A 17,455-nucleotide genomic window follows, 5' to 3' on the forward strand; every position below is an offset into this window, starting at 1 on the left:
AGTCCGACCGGTGGGCGGGTCCACCTCGGACCCGCCCACCGGGGGTCACTCGTGGCCTTCGTCGTCGTCCTCGGTTTCCTCTTCGGCGAGCAGGGCGTAGAGCCTGCGGCGGGTCTCGCGCAGGATCTTGCGCATTTCGCCCAGCTGGGATTCCGTTCCGGCCTGCGCGACCTGCATCGCCGCGCCGGCCACCTCGCCGACCTGGCGGTAGGCCGCGGCGAACCGGTCCGCACCCGGCTCGTCCTCGGCAGCGCGGGATTCCCACAGCGCGGCGAATTCCTCCTCCCGCCCGGCGACGTGCTCACGTCCCGTCTCGGTGAGGTGCGCGACCCGGCGGCCGCCGACCTCCGCGGTCCGCACCAGGCCCTCGTCCTCCAGTTGCTGCAGGATCGGGTAGATCGAGCCCGGGCTCGGCCGCCACTCGTCGCCGGTACGGCGGCGGATCTCCTGCATCAGCTGGTACCCGTGCCGCGGCTCCTCCGCGAGCAGCGCGAGCACCGCGGGCCGCACCGGCCGCGCCGGTGCCCGGCCACCGCGCGGACCACCCCGTCCGAAGAACCCGCCACCCGGCCCGCCGGGGAACCCGGGGAATCCCCGCCCCGCCCCCGGAGGCAGGGGCGGCAACGGAGGCGGGGGCGGCGGCACCGGCGGAAACCACTCGGGCCCGCGCGCCTCGGGAGCGAAGGGCACTTCGCCGGAATCGCCGCCGTCGCCCGGATACTCCCCCACGTCCGGACGCCGGGATCCCCCGTGCCCACCGAACCCGGGATGCTCCGCCGGCCCGGCAGGACCACCGAACCCGCCGAACGGCTCGAACCCGCTGCGCCCCTCATGCGGTCCGAAACCGAAGTGCCCGTGCCGCTCGAAGCCCGGATGCCCATCGAACCCGGGATGCCCGCCAAAGCCCCGATGCCCACCGAACCCCGGATGCCCGCCGTGCGCGTCCCGCTCATCCTGGTTGCCGAACCGCCCCCCGTGCCGCCAGGGGCCGGCGAACCCACTGTGCCCACCACGGTCGCCGTACCCGGGCAACCCCTCGCGTCGCCCGCGCCCGGTGAATCCGAACCCGTGTCCCCGCTCCGGCCCGCCGAAGCCGCCGAACAGATGATCTCCGCCCGCCGTCCTGGTCATCTCGTCTCCTATCGCAGCTGTATCGCCGACATGACTGCGATATATCGCCGATGACTCGACAGCAAACCCCCAGGTCGACGACCTGGGGGTGGGAAACTTCAGCTGCCGGAGGTGCCCGCGGGGGCCGCTGTCGCGCCTTCACCGCCGAAGTGGATCGACTTGGCCTCCTTGCCCACGGCGGTGAGCACGGCGACCGCGATCAGCACCGGGATGACCGTCCACAGCAACGCCGCGGTGTAGCCCTGCGACTGCGCGATGCTCTCCTGGATCGGCAGGTTGAGCGCGGCGAGCAGGTTGCCCAGCTGGTAGGTCACGCCGGGGAAGAAGCCGCGGATCGCGTCCGGCGACATCTCCGTCAGGTGCGCCGGGATCACGCCCCAGGCACCCTGCACCATGACCTGCATCAGGAACGAGCCGAGCACGAGCAGCCCCGCGCCGTGGTCGAAGGCGAAGATCGGGATGACCGGCAGGCCCAGCACGGCCGCGCCGACGATGGTCATCCGCCGGCCGAACCGTTCCGACAGCGAGCCGAACAGCAGGCCGCCGACGATCGCGCCGACGTTGTAGATCACCGCGATCCAGGTGCTCGTGGCCGCACTCAGCCCGGCACCGCCGTGCTCGGTCGCCTTGAGGAAGGTCGGGTACAGGTCCTGGGTGCCGTGGCTCATCCAGTTGAACGCGGTCATCAGCAGGATCAGGTAGACGAACCGGCGGATCACCTTCGGGTTGAGCAGCACGTCGCGCACCGAGGTCCGGGTGACGCGCATCTTCTCCCGCGTCGACTCCCAGACCTCCGATTCCCGCACCCGCGCCCGGATCAGCAGGCTGATCAGCGCCGGGATCACGCTCAGCACGAACAGCCACCGCCAGCCCAGCCCGAACGCGGTGTGGAACAGCAGGTAGGCCAGCGCCGCGAAGAGGTACCCCGCGGAGTACCCGGCCTGCAGTAGACCGGAGAAGAACCCGCGCCGCTGCACCGGAATCTTCTCCATCGCGAGCGCGGCACCGAGACCCCACTCGCCGCCCATCCCGATGCCGTACACGAACCGCAGGATCAGCAGCACGGTGAAGTTCGGCGCCACCGCGCACAGCACCCCGGCCACGGAGTACAGCAGCACGTCCACCATCAGCGGGATCCGCCGGCCCACCCGGTCGGCCCAGAGCCCGAACAGCAGCGCGCCGACCGGGCGCATCACCAGCGTCGCGGTGGTGATGAAGGCCAGCTGGGTGGCGGTCGCACCGAACGAGGCGTCCTTGTCGATGTCGGCGAGCACGAACACGACGAGGAAGTAGTCGAACGCGTCCATGCTCCAGCCGAGCCAGGCGGCGAGGAAGGAGTTCCGCTGGTCCGCGGTGAGCTTGCGCTTGTCCGGCGCGGCGGCAGCACTTTCAGTCACCGGCTCGGTCTACACCTGCCCGGGCCGATCGGCAACAGCCGTCCCGCAGCGGAAAAAGCGTGTCATACCAAGCAAAACGGGCGAACCGGGGCAGAGCCGGGCCCGCCGTCACCCGCCGCGCGCCGTACCGCCGGACGAGCGGGCGATAAGGTCGGGCAGCGACCACGAGGAGGAACCGATGAGCAGGCGGCGGATTCCGGTGGTGCTCGTCACGGGATTCCTGGGCTCGGGCAAGACGACGCTGCTCAACCACCTGCTCGCCAACCGCCACGGTGCCCGCGTCGGGGTGGTGGTCAACGACTTCGGCAGCGTGAACGTCGACGCGCTCGCGGTGGCGGGCCAAGTCGACACGATGGTGTCGCTGGGCAACGGCTGCCTGTGCTGCGCGGTCGACGCCAGCGGACTGGACGCCATGCTCGGCCGGCTTTCCCGTCCCGAGTCCGGCATCGACGTGATCGTGGTCGAGGCGAGCGGGATCGCCGAACCCCGTGACCTGCTGCGGCTGATGATCGCCAGCGAGGACCCGGACATCCGCTACGGCGGCCTCGCCGAAGTGGTCGACGCCGCGGAGTTCGAGTCGTCTCGGGCCCGGCATCCGGAGCTCACCGAGCATCTGCGCATCGCCGACCTGGTCATCCTCAACAAGGCCGACCGGGTGGACCCGGACGCGCTGGCCAAGGTGCGCGGTGTGGTCGAGGAATTCGCGCCAGGCGTCCCGCTGCTCGTGACCGACCACGGTCGCGTGGACCCGCAGCTGTTCTTCGAGCCGCGTCCGCGGGAACGCTACGGGCAGCTGTCCTTCGATGATCTGCGCGGCGACGAGGACCATTCGCAGCACTTGCACGCGCAGTACGACAGTGTCACGTTCACCGCCGAACGCCCCTTGTCTCCGCGACGTTTCCTGGAGTTCCTGGAACAGCGCCCGCCCGGTTTGTACCGCGTGAAGGGGCAGCTGGACCTGGGTTCGGCCGACGCCCGGTCGCGCTTCGGCCTGCACACCGTCGGTGCCTTCGTGCAGCTCGACCGCTCCGCCTGGCCCACCGGGCCGCGGCGGACCGAACTGGTCCTGATCGGCGCGGGCATCGACCGTGCCGCGGTGCTCCGGCGGCTCGAGGACTGCGTCGCGGACGACAGCGTCCCGGACGAACGCGGCCTCCTGCGAATCCTCCGCTACCTCGACGAACCGGTCGCCGACGACTGATCCCGGGCGAGTACGCCACGCCGAACAACCGCAAACGCGCCACTGTCCACAGCCGACGGCGCACGATGGGTCGCGCGTGTACAGCTCGAACCGGCCTCCCAGGAGGGCAGTTCCATGGTGGAGACGAGCACGGCCCGGTGGTACCTCGTCGGCGCACTGCCCGACGAGCATCCGGTGGCGCACCTGATGACCCGGTCCGACGACCTGCGTTATCGCCGTTCCGCGTGCGGGGAAAGGGATTCGCGCAGCTGGACGCCGATCGACCTGACCGCGCCGGGGACCGGGCACATCAGCCCGTGCCCGCACTGCGCGGCCACGCTGGCAGGCTCGCCCGGGCCGGCAGGTGGACTGGAGCAGTTGGCCTTCGACCTGCCGCTGGGCTGAACAACACCCAGTCCGCGAAGACTTCCCAGGCGGCTCAGGTCTTCTTCGCCCGGCTCGGTGCGACGCGGGGCGGTTCGTTCGGCATCTTCGGGTAGACCGGCGGCCACGGGGCGTCCATCAGGCCGTTCGCCAGGTCCGAACGAGACATCTCCAGCAGCGGCTCCAGGGACTGCGGGCGGTCGTTCGCGCCTGCCCACGGGTCGCCGCGGTCGGCGAGCCGCGCGGGAACGGTGGCGAGCGTCAGCGTGTCCGGTTCGACGGTGGCAAGTTCGTCCCAGCCGATGGGCGTGGACACCTGGCCACCCACGCGGGGCCGCACGCACCAGGCACCGAAGACAGTCTTGTGCGGCGCGTTCTGGTTGAAGTCCACGAAAACCCGGCTGCCGCGCTCCTCCTTCCACCACTGGGCGGTGATCAGCTCCGGGTGCCGCCGCTCCAGCGCCCGCGCGAGCGCGACGGCTGCGGCCCGGACCTGGTAACCGTCCCACCGGGGTTCGAGGATCGCGTACAGGTGCAGGCCACGGGAGCCGGAGGTCTTGACCTGCGCCTCGATACCCAGCCCGGTGAGGAACTCCCGCGCCAGCACCGCGGCCTCGCGCAGCTGGTCGAATCCGATGCCGGGTGAGGGGTCGAGGTCGATCCGCAGTTCGTCGGCGATGGCGAGGGAGTCCGCCCGGTTCGGCCACACGTGGAAGCCGAGGCAGCCCTGGTTGACCGCCCACAGCACGTGCGCGAGGTCCACCGCGACCAGTGCGTCGCTCGTGGTGCCGTTCGGCGTGGACACGACGGTGGTGGTGAGCCAGGGCGGTGCCGTCTTCGGGACGCGTTTCTGGAACCAGGATTTCCCGCCCGCGCCGTCGGGATAGCGCTCCAGCAGCAGGGGACGGCCGCCGAGCCGGTCGAGCAACGGCCCGGACACGGCCTGGTAGTAGCGGACGAGATCCAGCTTCGTCTCCCCGCGTTCGGGAAAATAGACCTTGCCGGGGCTGGAAATGGTCAGCTCGGTCCCGTCGAGGTCGAGCGTCACGCCGCTCGCCGGGGTCACCGTGCTTCGCCGAACAGATCCGTCAGCTCGGCCGGCGGTGCCTCCTCCAGCTGCGCGTAGGTGCACGACCGCGGTTCGCGATCGGGCCGGAACCGGACCAGCCGACCGCCGTGCCGGAAGCGGTCGCCCTGCAGGTGTTCGTAGCGCACCTCCGCGACCCGTTCCGGGCGCAGTGGCTCCCAGGACAGATCCTTGTCCGGCGCCCACCGGCTGTTCGCACCCGGCCGCCGCGTGTTTTCCCGCCCCGTGTTCCCTCCCGCGGAGGCGGCTTCCCATTCCGCCGACGTGCTCTTTCCCGCGGAGGCGGCTTTCTGTTCCGCCGACGTGCTTTTTCCCGCGGAGGCGGCTTCCCATTCCGCCGACGTGCTCTTTCCCGCGGAGGCGGCTTCCCATTCCGCCCAGCTGCGCCACGGATGCCCTTCGAGCGCGTTTTCCCGCCACGGCGCCAGTTCCTCGACCAACTCGCCGCGCCGAGCCTTGGTGAAGCTGCTCGCGACGCCGACGTGGTGCAGTGTCCCGGTCTCGTCGTACAGCCCGAGCAGGAGCGATCCGACGCCCTGGCCGTCCTTGTGCCAGCGGAAGCCGGCGACGACGCAGTCCGCGGTGCGTTCGTGTTTGACCTTCCACATCACCCGCCGGTCCTGTTCGTAGGGCTGGTCGGCGGGTTTGGCCATCACCCCGTCGAATCCGGCACCCTCGAAGCGGGTGAACCAGTCCTGTGCGACGTCCGGGTCGGTGGTGAGCGGGGTCAGGTGCACCCGCTGGAGCCCGCCGCCGGGCGCGGTGCCGAGGAAGTCCTCCAGCAGCTCCCGGCGCCGCGCGAACGGTTCCCCGGTCAGGTCCTGCTCGCCGAGCGCGAGCAGGTCGAACGCGACGAAGCTGGCCGGGGTCTCGGCGGCGAGCTTGCGCACCCTGCTGGCCGCGGGGTGCAGCCGCAGCTGCAGTGCCCCGAAATCCAGGCCGCGCTGGGTGACCAGCACGATCTCCCCGTCGACGACGCACCGCGGCGGCAGCGCCGCGCGCAGCAGGTCGACGAGTTCCGGGAAGTACCGGGTGAGCGGCCGGTCGTTGCGCGAACCGAGCTCGACCTCGTCGCCGTCGCGGAACACCACGCAGCGGAACCCGTCCCATTTGGGTTCGTAGCACAGCCCACCGGTGCGCGGCACTTCGCGCAGGGGCTTGGCGAGCATCGGCCGCACTGGCGGCATCACGGGCAGCTCCACCCAGCAGATCCTAGGCCGAATGGGTGCTGACCTGCAGCGTTTTCACTCCGGCGGTGGTGCGGCCGGCTCGGCCAGCACCAGGCCACCGCGGGGTTTCGGGGTGAAATACGTGGCCTTGCGGGGCATCCGCCGCCCGGCTGCGTGCACCGCGCGGACCGTCTCGAACGGCACCGGCGCCAGCTGCACCACCGCGTCGGCCTCCGGGGGTACCGGACGGCCCGGGAGCAGCGGGCGCAGGTGCGGGCCGTCCGGTGCCACGCCCAGCGCCCCGGCGACCAGGACCCGTTCGACCACCTCGTGGTCGATCGACAGCGGGTCGTCCGCCGGGAGCCGGACGTGCAGTGCCGTCCCGCCGGCGAGCACGACCGCGGCGCCGGGAGCGGCCGGCGGGGTCGGGTCCGCGGCCGGCGTGACCGCCAGCCCGGCCGCGCGCCACGCGGTGGCCAGCCGGTCCGCGGTGAGCCCGGTACCGGTGAGGACGCGGTGGATCGCGCCGATCTCGAGCGGCGGGCCCGCGGTGATCAGGGCGAGCAGGGAGCCGGTGGCCGCTGCCGCGGCCACCCGGTGGTTGCCGTCGGCGACCAGGAGGTCCGCTGCGGAAGCGGCGCGCAGCAAGCGTTCCTGCACGGTTCCGGACGGCACCACCCACAGTTCGTGCACCCGCCCGGCATGATCCACAGTGGACACGTCGGGACGGCCGGTGCGGGCGGCTTCGACCGCCTCGGTGAGCCGGGCGCCCTCGTCCACCGGTACCAGCAGGGCGGCGCTCGTCGCGCAGCCCAGTCCGGTGAGCACCGCCGCGCGCTCCGCGACGACCTCGGGGTAGACCTCCTCGGTGTGCCACACGTGCGCGTCGCCCGCGGTGAGGCCGCCGGCGTCGACCAGGCACAGCACCCCGGACACGGTGCCGTCGATCCGGTACGCCGTCACGAATTCGCGCAGCGCGCGGTAGTGCCGGGCACGCAGCCGCGCGAGCGTCGCCCTCGCCGCCGGCAAGGCCGCCGCCAGGTCCAGCCCCGCGGCCAGCGCGGTGGGAGTCCGCGCCGGGTGCTGTGCGGCCAGCAGCGTGTCCCCGGCCGCGGCCGGGGAGGCGAGCGCCGCGGTCACCGCGTCCGGTTCGGCGAATTCGTCGACGTCCGGGCCCGGCACCTGGCCGCGCACCACCCATCCCCGGCGGATCGGCCGCACCCACGTGTCCATTCCCCCATCATGACGGGCGGCCGATCTCCTCCGGCCGCGGAATGCCGGGGGACCCGGTGGAGTTGTCGCGAAGCATGGACTCCCCGGACGCCGCGTCGCCGCCCGCCGCGAAGAGTGCCGTCGGCCTGCGGTCCGAACGCGGTCCGGTGCTCATCGCGGTCATGTTGTGCACCGGCCTGGTCGCGCTGGACAGCACGATCATCGCCACCGCGGTGCCCTCGGTGGTCCGCGACCTCGGCGGCTTCTCCCAGTTCCCGTGGCTGTTCTCGGTGTACCTGCTGACCCAGGCGGTCACCGTTCCGCTGTACGGGAAGTTTGCCGACGTCCTGGGCCGGCGGCCGGTGATGTTCTGCGGCATCGCGGTGTTCCTCGCCGGTTCGGTGCTGTGCGGTGCCGCGTGGAGCATGCCGGTGCTGATCGCCGCCCGCGCCGTGCAGGGCATCGGGGCCGGCGCCGTGCAGCCGATCAGCATGACGATGATCGGCGACCTGTACACCGTCGAGGAGCGCGCCCGGGTGCAGGGCTACGTCGCCGGGGTGTGGGCGGTCGCCTCGGTGGTCGGCCCGGCGCTCGGCGGGGTGTTCTCCGAATACCTCAGCTGGCGCTGGATCTTCTTCGTCAACCTGCCGCTGGGCGCGCTCGCCGCGTGGATGCTGCACCGCAGGTTCACCGAGCGGGTCGGACGCACCCGCCACCGCGTCGACTACCCGGGCGCGGCGTTGCTCACGCTCGGCTGCACGCTGCTGATCCTGGCGCTGCTGGAAGGCGGCGTGGCGTGGAGCTGGACGTCCGCGCCGAGCGTCGCCGCCTTCGCCGCCGCGGTGCTGCTGCTGGGCGCGTTCGTCGTGGTGGAACGGCGTGCCACGGAACCGGTGCTGCCGCTGTGGGTGTTCACGCGGCGAACACTGGTCGGCGGCAACCTCGCCGCCCTCGTGATCGGCGCGGTCGTACTGGGGCTCAGCTCGTTCCTGCCCACCTTCGCCCAGGGTGTCCTCGGCACCGGCGCGCTGACCGCGGGTTTCGCGCTGGCCGCGCTCACCGTCGGCTGGCCGCTCGCGTCGTCGGTGTCCGGGCGCCTCTACCTCCGCATCGGTTTCCGCGACACGGCACTGATCGGAAGTGGCTTCGCGCTGACCGGTGCGGTGCTGACCACGCTGCTGGACCCCGCGTCGTCGATCTGGTCGGCCGCGGGGGCGGCGTTCGTGCTCGGCATCGGGCTGGGCCTGATGTCCAGCCCGACGGTCGTGGCGGTGCAGTCCACGGTCGGCTGGGAACGTCGAGGGGTGGTCACCGCGACCACCATGTTCAGCCGTTCGCTGGGCAGCGCGGTCGGCACGGCGGTGTTCGGCGCGATCGCCAACGCCACGCTCGCGTCCCGGTTCGCGAACCCGCCCGCGGACGTGGCCGGGCATTTGCCGGCGAGTGTCGACGCGACCAGCGAGGTGCTCGGCGGCGTCCCCACGGAGTCCGCGACCGCCGCGTACGTCCGGGATTCGCTGGCCGGCGCCACGCATTACGTCTTCCTGGCGATCGTGGGCGTGGCGGCACTCGGTGTGCTCGCGCTTGGCCTGATGCCGCGCCGGACCGAGCAGCTGACCTTCCCCGGCTGAGCGACGTCAGTTCTGCAGCGGCATCAGTTCCCGGCGAAAGCCGTCGAGGAACTCCGCGTAGCCGCCGGTGCCGACCGGCCGGAGGACGAATTTCGACAGGCCGGCGTCGATGTGCTGCTCCAGCAGCCGGCGGGCCTCCGCCCAGCTCGTCGCGACGACATCGGTCACCGGCACCCCCGGGCTGCGGCGGGCGGTCATCTCTCGCAGCTCGTCCGGGACGTCACCGTCGAAGGCCACGGCGAGGCTCAGGCCGAAGTGGTCGGCCTCGATCTCGCGGTCGGCCTCGTCCGCGGCCTGCTGGATCGCGATCCGCGCGGCCCGGGCCTGGTCCGGCGGGAGGAAACTGCCGAGCCAGCCGTCGGAAAGCCGCCCGGCGCGGCGCAATGCCGCGGGTGCCGCGCCACCGAGCCAGACGTCGAGCCGCTTCGGCGGACGCGGGCCGACGGTGGCGCCCTCGACCTGGAAGAACTCGCCGTGGAAGTCCACCTCGTCGCCGTCGAGCAGCAACCGCAGCAGGGTCAGCGATTCGTCGAAGACCGCCGCGCGCCTGCCCCGCGGCACCGGGAAGAGCGCGCCCTCCGCGGCGCGGGCCGGGCGCAACCCGAACACCGGCAGCACCCGTTTCGGGGCGAGCCCGGCCAGCGTCACGAGTTGCTTGGCGACCAGCACCGGATGCCGCCCCGGCAGGATCGCCACCCCGGTGCCGACCTTGAGCCGGCTCGTCCGCGCCAGCGCGTGCGCCATCCCGATCATCGGGTCCACGTCCGGCGCGTACACCAGTTCCGACAGCCACAGCGAGTCGACACCCGCCTCCTCCAGCGTGCCGGCCAACTCCGCGAACCGCGCCGGTCCGGTGCCCGGTGCGGGGGCCACCCCCAGCCGGATCTTCACCTCTTCGCCCACCCGGTGCTCCTTCCGCTCCCCTGGCGCAACACCCGGCCGGCTCCGGCTATGCCCGGCGGCGCTCAGGCGGTGGCCGCGATGACCCGGCCGAGCGCGGCGTGCAGCGCCTCCAGCTCGGCGACCTCCATGCCCAGCGTTTCCACCACGCGGTACGGGATCTTCTCGGCCTCGGCCCGCAACGCGCGTCCCTTGCCGGTGAGGTCCACGGTCAGCTGACGTTCGTCGGCATGGCTGCGGCCGCGGGTGACGTACCCGATCGCCTCCAGCCGTTTCAGCAACGGGGACAACGTGGCCGGCTCGTGCCGCAGCGCGCTGCCGAGGTCCTTCACCGAACGCGGCGCCTTCTCCCACAGCGCCAGCATCACCAGGTACTGCGGATGCGTGAGCCCGTATGGTTCGAGCAGCGGACGGTAGATCGCGATCACGCTGCGCGAGGCGACGGACAGGGCGAAGCACACCTGCCGGTCGAGCTTCAGCGGGTCCGCGCCCAGGTCGATCTCGGCCACCCGTGCTCCCTCCTGCCACCGGAACGCCACCCTAGCGTGCCCGCCCGCGGCCTTCGCCACACTAAAAGTTAGTGCACTAATCATTAGGGTACGCTCGACGGCAGCCGGAAGGAGGCAGGATGACGGAGCGTCCCGGGGTGCTGCGCTGGTTCTGGTACGCGGTCGGCGGGCGGCTGCCCGAGCGCTACCACGACTGGCTGCTGCACGACACCACGTCGAAGCACTGGAAGGCGCGGCACGTGCTGCGCAGCAGCGTCGGCATCGTCCCGCTGTGCCTGGTCTGGCTGCTGCTGCCGGCGCCGATCCAGCTGCGCCTGGCGATCGTGCTGATGGCCGCGCTGGTGGCGTACTTCTACTCCTGCGCGTACATGGAAGAGAGCATCGACCACCGGCTGTCCCGGCACGGTTTCCCGCCCCGCACCGGCAAGCGGATCCGCCGGGAGAAGGCCGACGAGGCCGACGCCGAGGCGAGGGCCCGCTACATCGCGATCTACCGGCACCAGCCCGGCGACTAGACTCGGGAGCCGATGAGACGCAAGCTCCCACCCCCGATCCCGCCGCGGCACGGCCTCGAACCCGCGCGGCTGCGGCTGCCGGACGAGGGCCCGTGGACCAGCCTGCTGGAGCACCTCGTGCAGCGGCTGCCCCGGGCCGATCCCGAGCGGATCGAGCAGATGCTGCGTGAGGAGCGGATCTTCGGGGCGCACGGGCCCCTGGGGGTGGACACACCGTTCGAACCGGGCACGTTCATCTGGTTCCACCGCGACCTGCCCGACGAGGTACCGGTGCCGTTCGAGCTGACCGTGCTGTACCGCGACGAGCACCTGCTCGTGGCCGACAAGCCGCATTTCCTCGCGACCATCCCGCGTGGCCGCCACGTACTGGAGACCGCGCTGGTCCGGCTGCGCCGCGAGCTCGGGCTGCCCCAGCTGACCCCCGCGCACCGGCTGGACCGGGTGACCGCCGGGCTGGTGCTGTTCGTGATCACCCCGGCGGACCGCGGGGCGTACCAGACGATGTTCCGGGATCGCTTGGTGCACAAGGAATACGAGGCGATCGCACGGTACGATCCGGAGCTTTCACTGCCGCGTACGGTACGCAGCCGGATCGTCAAGGAGCGGGGCGTGCTGGCCGCGCACGAGGTGCCCGGGCCGCCGAACGCGGAGTCCACTGTGGAGCTGCTGGAGCACCGCGGCGACCTCGGGCGGTACCGGCTGCTGCCGGCCACCGGCCGTACGCACCAGCTGCGCCTGCACCTGAGCGGGCTGGGAATCCCGATCCTCGGCGACGACTTCTACCCGCAGTTGCGGGAAAAGCCGCTCGACGACTTCACGAGACCGTTGCAGCTGCTGGCGAAGGTGCTCGAGTTCGACGATCCGGTGACCGGCGAGCACCGCCGGTTCACCAGCCGCAGACACCTGACCGCCTGGGATTCTCCGGACGAATGGGCGGCGGACCCGCCCGGCGGCGCGGTCGTCGGTTCCGAGGCGGTGCGGTAGGTTTTTGCCGGACCCGGAGCCGCGACCGTGCACCCGAACCCTTGACGACTATGTTTGTCACTGCTTGGCTCGGACCATGCGCGACGTCGAAGTGATCGAGGACCCGGCCACGGCGGCGATCGCCCTGGAGCCGGTCCGGGCGCGGCTGCTCGCGGCACTCACCGAACCGGCCTCGGCCGCGGCGCTCGCCGGCCGCGTCGGCCTGACCCGGCAGAAGGTGAACTACCACCTGCGGGCGCTCGAAGCGCACGGTCTCGTGGAGCCGGCCGGGACGCGGCAGTGGGGCGGTCTCACCGAACGGCTCTTCGCCGCGACCGCCGCGTCGTACCTCGTCTCCCCCGCCGCGCTCGGCGCAGCGGGGAAGTCCGCGGTGAAGCCCGACCGGCTGTCGGTGGGCTACCTGCTGGCGGTCGCCGGCCGCACGGTGCGGGAGGTCGCCGGCCTCGCCCGCCGGGCCGCGCGGGCGGGGAAGCCTCTGTCGACGCTCACGCTCGACACGGAGATCTCCTTTCGCTCGGCGCGGGAGCGGGCGGCGTTCACCGAGGAGCTGACCACCGTGGTCACCGCCCTCGTATCGCGCTATCACGACGAAAGCTCTCCGGACGCCCGCATGCACCGGCTCGTCGTCGTGGCCCACCCGAAGCCGGCCGAGTAGAAATCACTCGAACAGGCGTTCGAGTTTCGGGTACGCTGAACGGTATGAGTCACGCACTTCAGGGCTCGCTGTTCGGCGAAAGCGAGCCGACCGCGCTGGGACCGCTGTCCGGGGCGCGGCGCATCGAGCTGAGCCACGGCGCGTGGGTCGACGTCCTGCCGGGCTGGCTCGCCGGGTCGGCCGACCTGTTCAGCAGGCTCGCCGCCGAGGTCCCCTGGCAAGCCGAGCGGCGGAAGATGTACGACCGGGTCGTCGCCGTGCCCCGGCTGCTGAGCTTCTACCCGGAACACGCGCCGCTGCCGCACCCGATCCTGGACGAGGCCAGGGCCGCGCTGTCCGCGCACTACGCCGGCGAACTGGGCGAACCGTTCCGTACCGCAGGCCTGTGCTACTACCGCGACGGCCGCGACAGCGTCGCCTGGCACGGCGACAACCTGGGCCGCGGCAGCACCGAAGACACCATGGTCGCGATCCTCTCCGTGGGCACGCAACGCCACCTGGCCCTCCGCCCCCGCGGCGGCGGAGAATCCCACCGCTACCCCCTGGGCCACGGAGACCTGATCGTCATGGGCGGCTCCTGCCAACGCACCTGGGAACACGCGATCCCGAAAACCACGCGCGCAGTAGGTCCGCGGATCAGCATCCAGTTCCGACCGAAGGGGGTCCGCTGACTTGCCGACTCGTTGATTCGCTGACTCCAGCTCCGGCCGACGGGGAGCCGCTAACTCCGGACTCCAACCCCGGCCAACGAGAAGCCGCTCAGTCCGGACTCCAGTCCGGCCAACGGGGAGCCGCGCACTCCAGACTCCAACCCCAGCCAACGGAAAGCCGCGCACTCCAGTCCCGACCAAAGGGGAGCCGCTGACTCGCTGACTCCACTCCCGATCAGGGGGCCGCTGACTCCGAACGCCAGCTCCAGCCAAACGGGGTTTGCAGGTTCCGAACTTCAGCCCCGACCGAAGGGGACCCTGCTCACGCCGAACGCCACTCCCCGCCAAAAGAAGTTCGCAGGCTTCGTACGTCACCCCCGGCCAAAGGGAATCCGCAGGCTCCGAACGGCAGCCCCAGCCAGAGGAGATCCGCTCACTTAAGACTTCAGCCGCGGCCGAAGGGGTTCTCGGCCTCCGAACGCCCCAGCCGGCGAGGTTCAGCAACCCAGCCGCCGAACCACCCAGCCAGAAGCCCAGCAAACCCGCCGCCGAGCTACCCAGTCGCGTAGCAGTCAAGCCACCCACACGTCCCGAGCGGTTACGTCCGCGGAGGTGGTGTACGGGTTCGTCGCTGGTGAGCGGCGTGGCGTCGTGACGTGAGACGGGCAGCGCGCCTGGTGTTCGTCGCCGAAGACGACCTGACCGCACGTCGGCGGATCGAGGACGTCGCGAAGTACTTCTGGGCCCGCTTCACTCCTCCGTCGAAGGGCTGGCAACAACAGGTACTCGAGCGGAAGTGCACCTGGCAGCTCGACGACATCTGCGCTCAGCTCGGCTGGGTTGGTCACGTCCGGCGGAGTGGTGTATGAGATCGACTCCGCGTGATCTTGGTTCGGGATTCTAGGCGGTTATTGCCTCGGTTGTCATGAGTGCCTCGCTGCCGGTCGGTGCGGCTTCGGTGGTGACGATGCGGATGCGTGAGCGGGCCAGTAGATCGAGGCCCATGTAGCGGCGGTTCTCGGTCCACTCATCACTCTGTTCGGCCAGGACGGCGCCGACGAGGCGGATCAGGGAGTCGCGGCCGGGGAAGATCCCGACCACGTCGGTGCGACGGCGGATCTCCTTGTTCAGTCGCTCTTGAGGGTTGTTCGACCAGATCTGGCGCCAGACCTCGCGCGGATATGCGGTGAACGCCAGCAGCTCATCGCGGGCGTTGTCGAGGTGCTCGGCTGCGTCGGGCCAGCGCGCGGTGAGAGTGTCGACCACGCGTCCGTACTGGGCTGTGACGGCGTCGGCGTCGGGCTGGTCGAAGATCGTGCGCACCTGCGTAGCGACATGCGGCTGCGCCGACTTCGGAACACGGGAGAGCAGGTTACGCAGGTAGTGGGTGCGACACCGCTGCCACGCCGCACCCGGCAACGCCGAGGCGATCGCCGCCACCAAGCCGGGATGGGCGTCGGAGATGACGAGCTGGACCCCGGACAGGCCGCGGGCGACCAGACCGCGCAGGAACGCCAACCAGCCCGCTCCGTCCTCGCTGGAGGCCACATCCAGGCCGAGGATCTCGCGGTGCCCGTCGGCGTTCACCCCGGTCGCGAGCAGCGCGTGCACGTTGACCACCCGGCCGTCTTCGCGGACCTTCACCGTGAGCGCGTCGACCCACACGAACGTGTACGGGCCCTGGTCGAGCGGGCGCTCGCGGAACGCGGCGACCTGCCCGTCGAGGTGCGTGGCCATCTCGCTGACCTGCGAACGCGACAGCGACTTCACCCCGAGTTGTTCGGCCAGCTTCTCCACCCGCCGGGTGGAGACACCGAGTAGGTAGGCCGTGGCCACGACGGTGACCAGGGCCTGCTCGGCGCGGCGGCGGTGGGTCAGCAGCCAGTCCGGGAAATAGGAGCCCTGGCGCAGCTTCGGCACCGCCAACTCGATCGTGCCCGCTCGGGTGTCCCACTCCCGGGCCCGGTAGCCGTTGCGCTGGTTCGTCCGCTCGCTGCTGCGCTCGCCATAGCCGGCCCCGCACTGCTGATCGGCCTGCGACGACATCAACGCGTTCGCCATCGTCGCGATCATCGTCTGCAACAGATCCGGCGACACACCCGCCGAGGCGAGCTCCTCGACAAGCTGGGCAGGGTCCACACTGTGTGGTGCGGCCATCGTGGTGGTCCTTCCTGGAGTTCCTTGGTCGGTACTCGAGAAAGATCACGCGGTGGCCGTCTCACGTCACGACGCCACGCCGCTCACCAGCGACGAACCCGTACACCACCTCCGCGGACGTAACCGTTGTGGGCGGTCCCTCGACGGTCGCCGGCACCCTCGCGGCCTACATCGGGGACTGCCGCCTCGACGCACTCGACGTCTCGTTCCAAGTGCCGGGACTCGCGGTCGAGGAGGCGGACCAGGCGATGGCAATGTTCGCCCGGGAGGTGATGCCCCAGGTGAGAAGCTTGTCGCACAAACTGCCCAGCGGCTCGATCGCCAAAGTGGCGCGGTAGCAGACTGCTCAGTCATTGCCGACGGTGCAGCACTATGTGGCTCCGAGCAGGGTTGGTCCGCACCACGCGATCGAACCTATCGAGGTGCAGCTCGGCAACCTGGGCCTGGGCCGGCTGATCCGACGGTGTTGGTGGCCACGTCGGCAACGCCGAACTCAGCGGCCGGTGCCTCGAACGCCGAGTCCCTCGGCCGGTGGTCGAAGATATCTCCGCCGACGGCGAGAGCGCGGCTGCGCCGACACCCCCGCGGAACCACCGGTGACGAGGGTGGCGCGTGCGACTTCGTGTGTCATGTGGACGATCCGCTCATTGAGGTTCCGTGAACCCGCCTTCCTCTTCCTCCGTTCTGGCGGGCAGTGGCCACCTGAAGTGCGCGGCCACGGTGATCACGGCCAGCACGGCGGCGATCGCGAAGGCGCCGGCGAGGCCGGTGCGGGCCACCAAGCCCCACCCCGCGCTCCCCGCTGCGACCGCCGCGCCCGAGGTTACGGTGTAGGCAGCCATGACCCGGGCGCGCATTGCGTCGTCGACCACTCGCTGCGCCGCGACGAACGCGCACGTGCTGCCCAGCGTGAAGGCGGCGCCCGCGGCCAGCAGGGCAGCGCCGGCAACGACCGGCTGGGTACTGAGGGCCGCCGTCACCAGCGCGAGGGCCAGCACGACGGCCGAGGCGACCAGCCCCCACTCCTCCCCGCGGCTTTCCACGCGTGGCCAGATCGTCACCGCCAGCGCCGCTCCGGCACCGAACAGGGCCAGCAGCGCGCCGAAGCCGCCACCGGTGAGGCCGAGCCGTTCCCCGGCGAGGACCGGCGTCAGCGCCATCACCGCGGTCGCCGGCACGACGAAGATCGCGTAGCGCGTCAGGATCCGGCGCTGGGGCGCGACGACGACGCTGCGCAGGCCGGCGCGCAACGACTGCCCGAAAGACTCCGCGGGACGCGCCGGCGGAACGGGAGTCTTCCAGGCCAAGACGGCCGGCACCGTGCAGGCAAGGGTGACGGCGTTGATGAGGAACACCCACTGCGTGCCGAGGGCGGCGATCACCAAGCCGGCGATGGCCGGGCCGGCGGCCTGGGCGACGTTGAACGTCAACCCGTTCAGCGCGACCGCCCGGCCCACGAGGTGCCGCGGTACCAGCGACGGCTGCACGGCCGCCCACGTCGGCGCGGCGATCGCCGTGCCGAGCCCGGTGGCGAAGGTCAGCGCCAGCACGACCCGCGGGTCGGTCCAGCCCAGCCACGTGGCCACGAACAGCGCGGCCGTGCTGAGCGCCATCCACGCCTGGCAAGCCACGAGCAGCCGCCTCCGGTCGAGCCGGTCGGCGAGGGTGCCGGCGACGAAACCCAGCGCCACCAACGGGACATAGGTCGCCGTCTGGATCAACGAGACCTGCAAGGGCGAGCCGTCGTTCTCCTGAATCGCCCAGGCCGAACCGGCCGCCTGCATGAGCCGTCCCACGTTGGCGACCAGCTGGGCCACGAACAGGATCCGGAACGCCGCATGCGCGAACGGCGCCCACGTGGAAACCCGCGAAGACCGGCCCAAGGACGCCATGC

Annotated in this window: 18 protein-coding genes; 9 read left to right on the forward strand and 9 right to left on the reverse strand. The window is 71.3% G+C overall.

The window, feature by feature from the left end:
* Positions 1-45: 45 nt before the first annotated feature.
* Both BJY18_RS36325 and BJY18_RS08990 read right to left on the reverse strand, forming a co-directional pair.
* On the reverse strand, positions 46-1,131 hold the full coding sequence (locus tag BJY18_RS36325) for a PadR family transcriptional regulator (RefSeq protein WP_246458814.1): 1,086 nt from the start codon (positions 1,129-1,131) through the stop codon (positions 46-48).
* Between the two features lie 98 nt (positions 1,132-1,229).
* Positions 1,230-2,528, reverse strand: a complete 1,299-nt coding sequence (locus BJY18_RS08990; protein WP_184779344.1) for an MFS transporter — start codon at positions 2,526-2,528, stop codon at positions 1,230-1,232.
* 178 nt (positions 2,529-2,706) lie between these two features.
* On the opposite strand from BJY18_RS08990, the gene BJY18_RS08995 reads away from it, so the two are divergent.
* Together BJY18_RS08995 and BJY18_RS09000 are read left to right on the forward strand one after the other, a co-directional pair.
* Positions 2,707-3,729 carry a CobW family GTP-binding protein gene (locus BJY18_RS08995; RefSeq protein ID WP_184779346.1) on the forward strand — a complete coding sequence of 341 codons (1,023 nt, stop codon included), beginning with the start codon at positions 2,707-2,709 and terminating at the stop codon, positions 3,727-3,729.
* Positions 3,730-3,843: 114 nt separating this feature from the next.
* Positions 3,844-4,113: a hypothetical protein gene (locus BJY18_RS09000; RefSeq protein ID WP_184779348.1), complete on the forward strand. Its 270-nt coding sequence runs from the start codon at positions 3,844-3,846 to the stop codon at positions 4,111-4,113.
* 34 nt (positions 4,114-4,147) lie between these two features.
* On the opposite strand, the gene BJY18_RS09005 is transcribed toward BJY18_RS09000, so the two are convergent.
* Genes BJY18_RS09005 through BJY18_RS09015 form a run of 3 tightly spaced genes read right to left on the reverse strand, consistent with a single transcriptional unit; the run spans position 4,148 to position 7,581 of the window.
* Positions 4,148-5,158, reverse strand: coding sequence for a DNA polymerase domain-containing protein (locus BJY18_RS09005; RefSeq protein ID WP_184779350.1), 1,011 nt, complete (start codon positions 5,156-5,158; stop codon positions 4,148-4,150).
* Positions 5,155-6,381 carry an ATP-dependent DNA ligase gene (locus tag BJY18_RS09010; protein WP_184779352.1) on the reverse strand — a complete coding sequence of 409 codons (1,227 nt, stop codon included), beginning with the start codon at positions 6,379-6,381 and terminating at the stop codon, positions 5,155-5,157. Before BJY18_RS09010 ends, BJY18_RS09005 begins: the two co-directional genes overlap by 4 nt.
* Positions 6,382-6,423: 42 nt before the next feature.
* Positions 6,424-7,581 carry a DUF1015 family protein gene (locus BJY18_RS09015; protein ID WP_184779354.1) on the reverse strand — a complete coding sequence of 386 codons (1,158 nt, stop codon included), beginning with the start codon at positions 7,579-7,581 and terminating at the stop codon, positions 6,424-6,426.
* A gap of 74 nt (positions 7,582-7,655) precedes the next feature.
* On the opposite strand from BJY18_RS09015, the gene BJY18_RS09020 reads away from it, so the two are divergent.
* On the forward strand, positions 7,656-9,191 hold the full coding sequence (locus tag BJY18_RS09020) for an MDR family MFS transporter (RefSeq protein WP_184779356.1): 1,536 nt from the start codon (positions 7,656-7,658) through the stop codon (positions 9,189-9,191).
* 6 nt (positions 9,192-9,197) lie between these two features.
* Here the strand turns inward: BJY18_RS09020 and BJY18_RS09025 are convergent, their stop codons facing one another.
* Together BJY18_RS09025 and BJY18_RS09030 are read right to left on the reverse strand one after the other, a co-directional pair.
* Positions 9,198-10,094 (reverse strand): TIGR03854 family LLM class F420-dependent oxidoreductase, encoded by an 897-nt coding sequence (locus BJY18_RS09025; RefSeq protein WP_376774648.1) that lies wholly within the window; start codon positions 10,092-10,094, stop codon positions 9,198-9,200.
* Positions 10,095-10,156: 62 nt separating this feature from the next.
* Positions 10,157-10,600 carry a MarR family winged helix-turn-helix transcriptional regulator gene (locus BJY18_RS09030; RefSeq protein ID WP_184779358.1) on the reverse strand — a complete coding sequence of 148 codons (444 nt, stop codon included), beginning with the start codon at positions 10,598-10,600 and terminating at the stop codon, positions 10,157-10,159.
* A gap of 119 nt (positions 10,601-10,719) precedes the next feature.
* Between BJY18_RS09030 and BJY18_RS09035 the strand changes: the two genes are divergently transcribed.
* From BJY18_RS09035 to BJY18_RS09055, 5 genes are all read left to right on the forward strand, one after another.
* Complete coding sequence (locus tag BJY18_RS09035) at positions 10,720-11,115, forward strand: DUF5313 domain-containing protein (protein ID WP_184779360.1); 396 nt, start codon at positions 10,720-10,722, stop codon at positions 11,113-11,115.
* A 12-nt stretch (positions 11,116-11,127) separates the two neighbouring features.
* Positions 11,128-12,099 carry an RluA family pseudouridine synthase gene (locus BJY18_RS09040; RefSeq protein WP_184779362.1) on the forward strand — a complete coding sequence of 324 codons (972 nt, stop codon included), beginning with the start codon at positions 11,128-11,130 and terminating at the stop codon, positions 12,097-12,099.
* 76 nt (positions 12,100-12,175) lie between these two features.
* A complete protein-coding gene (locus BJY18_RS09045) occupies positions 12,176-12,754 on the forward strand; it encodes an ArsR/SmtB family transcription factor (protein ID WP_184779364.1) in 579 nt (192 codons plus the stop codon).
* Positions 12,755-12,798: 44 nt separating this feature from the next.
* Positions 12,799-13,425, forward strand: coding sequence for an alpha-ketoglutarate-dependent dioxygenase AlkB (locus BJY18_RS09050; RefSeq protein ID WP_184779366.1), 627 nt, complete (start codon positions 12,799-12,801; stop codon positions 13,423-13,425).
* 635 nt (positions 13,426-14,060) lie between these two features.
* Positions 14,061-14,273: a hypothetical protein gene (locus BJY18_RS09055; RefSeq protein ID WP_184779367.1), complete on the forward strand. Its 213-nt coding sequence runs from the start codon at positions 14,061-14,063 to the stop codon at positions 14,271-14,273.
* A 31-nt stretch (positions 14,274-14,304) separates the two neighbouring features.
* Here BJY18_RS09055 and BJY18_RS09060 read toward each other — a convergent pair whose 3' ends face one another.
* Positions 14,305-15,561 carry an IS256 family transposase gene (locus tag BJY18_RS09060; RefSeq protein WP_184776778.1) on the reverse strand — a complete coding sequence of 419 codons (1,257 nt, stop codon included), beginning with the start codon at positions 15,559-15,561 and terminating at the stop codon, positions 14,305-14,307.
* Positions 15,562-15,689: 128 nt separating this feature from the next.
* Here BJY18_RS09060 and BJY18_RS09065 point away from each other — a divergent pair, with 128 nt between their 5' ends.
* Complete coding sequence (locus BJY18_RS09065; protein WP_184779369.1) at positions 15,690-15,899, forward strand: hypothetical protein; 210 nt, start codon at positions 15,690-15,692, stop codon at positions 15,897-15,899.
* A gap of 306 nt (positions 15,900-16,205) precedes the next feature.
* Here BJY18_RS09065 and BJY18_RS09070 read toward each other — a convergent pair whose 3' ends face one another.
* A complete protein-coding gene (locus BJY18_RS09070; protein WP_184779371.1) occupies positions 16,206-17,453 on the reverse strand; it encodes an MFS transporter in 1,248 nt (415 codons plus the stop codon).
* Between the last annotated feature and the right edge of the window lie 2 nt (positions 17,454-17,455).

The organism is Amycolatopsis jiangsuensis, assembly GCF_014204865.1.
GTDB lineage: Bacteria > Actinomycetota > Actinomycetes > Mycobacteriales > Pseudonocardiaceae > Amycolatopsis > Amycolatopsis jiangsuensis.

Bases quoted from the DNA above. Each gene is read 5' to 3' on its own strand.
- BJY18_RS36325 (WP_246458814.1), bottom strand. From the start codon at position 1,131: ATGACCAGGACGGCGGGCGGAGATCATCTGTTCGGCGGCTTCGGCGGG.
- BJY18_RS08995 (WP_184779346.1), top strand. From the start codon at position 2,707: ATGAGCAGGCGGCGGATTCCGGTGGTGCTCGTCACGGGATTCCTGGGC.
- BJY18_RS09000 (WP_184779348.1), top strand. From the start codon at position 3,844: ATGGTGGAGACGAGCACGGCCCGGTGGTACCTCGTCGGCGCACTGCCC.
- BJY18_RS09015 (WP_184779354.1), bottom strand. From the start codon at position 7,581: ATGGACACGTGGGTGCGGCCGATCCGCCGGGGATGGGTGGTGCGCGGC.
- BJY18_RS09020 (WP_184779356.1), top strand. From the start codon at position 7,656: ATGGACTCCCCGGACGCCGCGTCGCCGCCCGCCGCGAAGAGTGCCGTC.
- BJY18_RS09035 (WP_184779360.1), top strand. From the start codon at position 10,720: ATGACGGAGCGTCCCGGGGTGCTGCGCTGGTTCTGGTACGCGGTCGGC.
- BJY18_RS09040 (WP_184779362.1), top strand. From the start codon at position 11,128: ATGAGACGCAAGCTCCCACCCCCGATCCCGCCGCGGCACGGCCTCGAA.
- BJY18_RS09045 (WP_184779364.1), top strand. From the start codon at position 12,176: ATGCGCGACGTCGAAGTGATCGAGGACCCGGCCACGGCGGCGATCGCC.
- BJY18_RS09050 (WP_184779366.1), top strand. From the start codon at position 12,799: ATGAGTCACGCACTTCAGGGCTCGCTGTTCGGCGAAAGCGAGCCGACC.
- BJY18_RS09060 (WP_184776778.1), bottom strand. From the start codon at position 15,561: ATGGCCGCACCACACAGTGTGGACCCTGCCCAGCTTGTCGAGGAGCTC.
- BJY18_RS09070 (WP_184779371.1), bottom strand. From the start codon at position 17,453: ATGGCGTCCTTGGGCCGGTCTTCGCGGGTTTCCACGTGGGCGCCGTTC.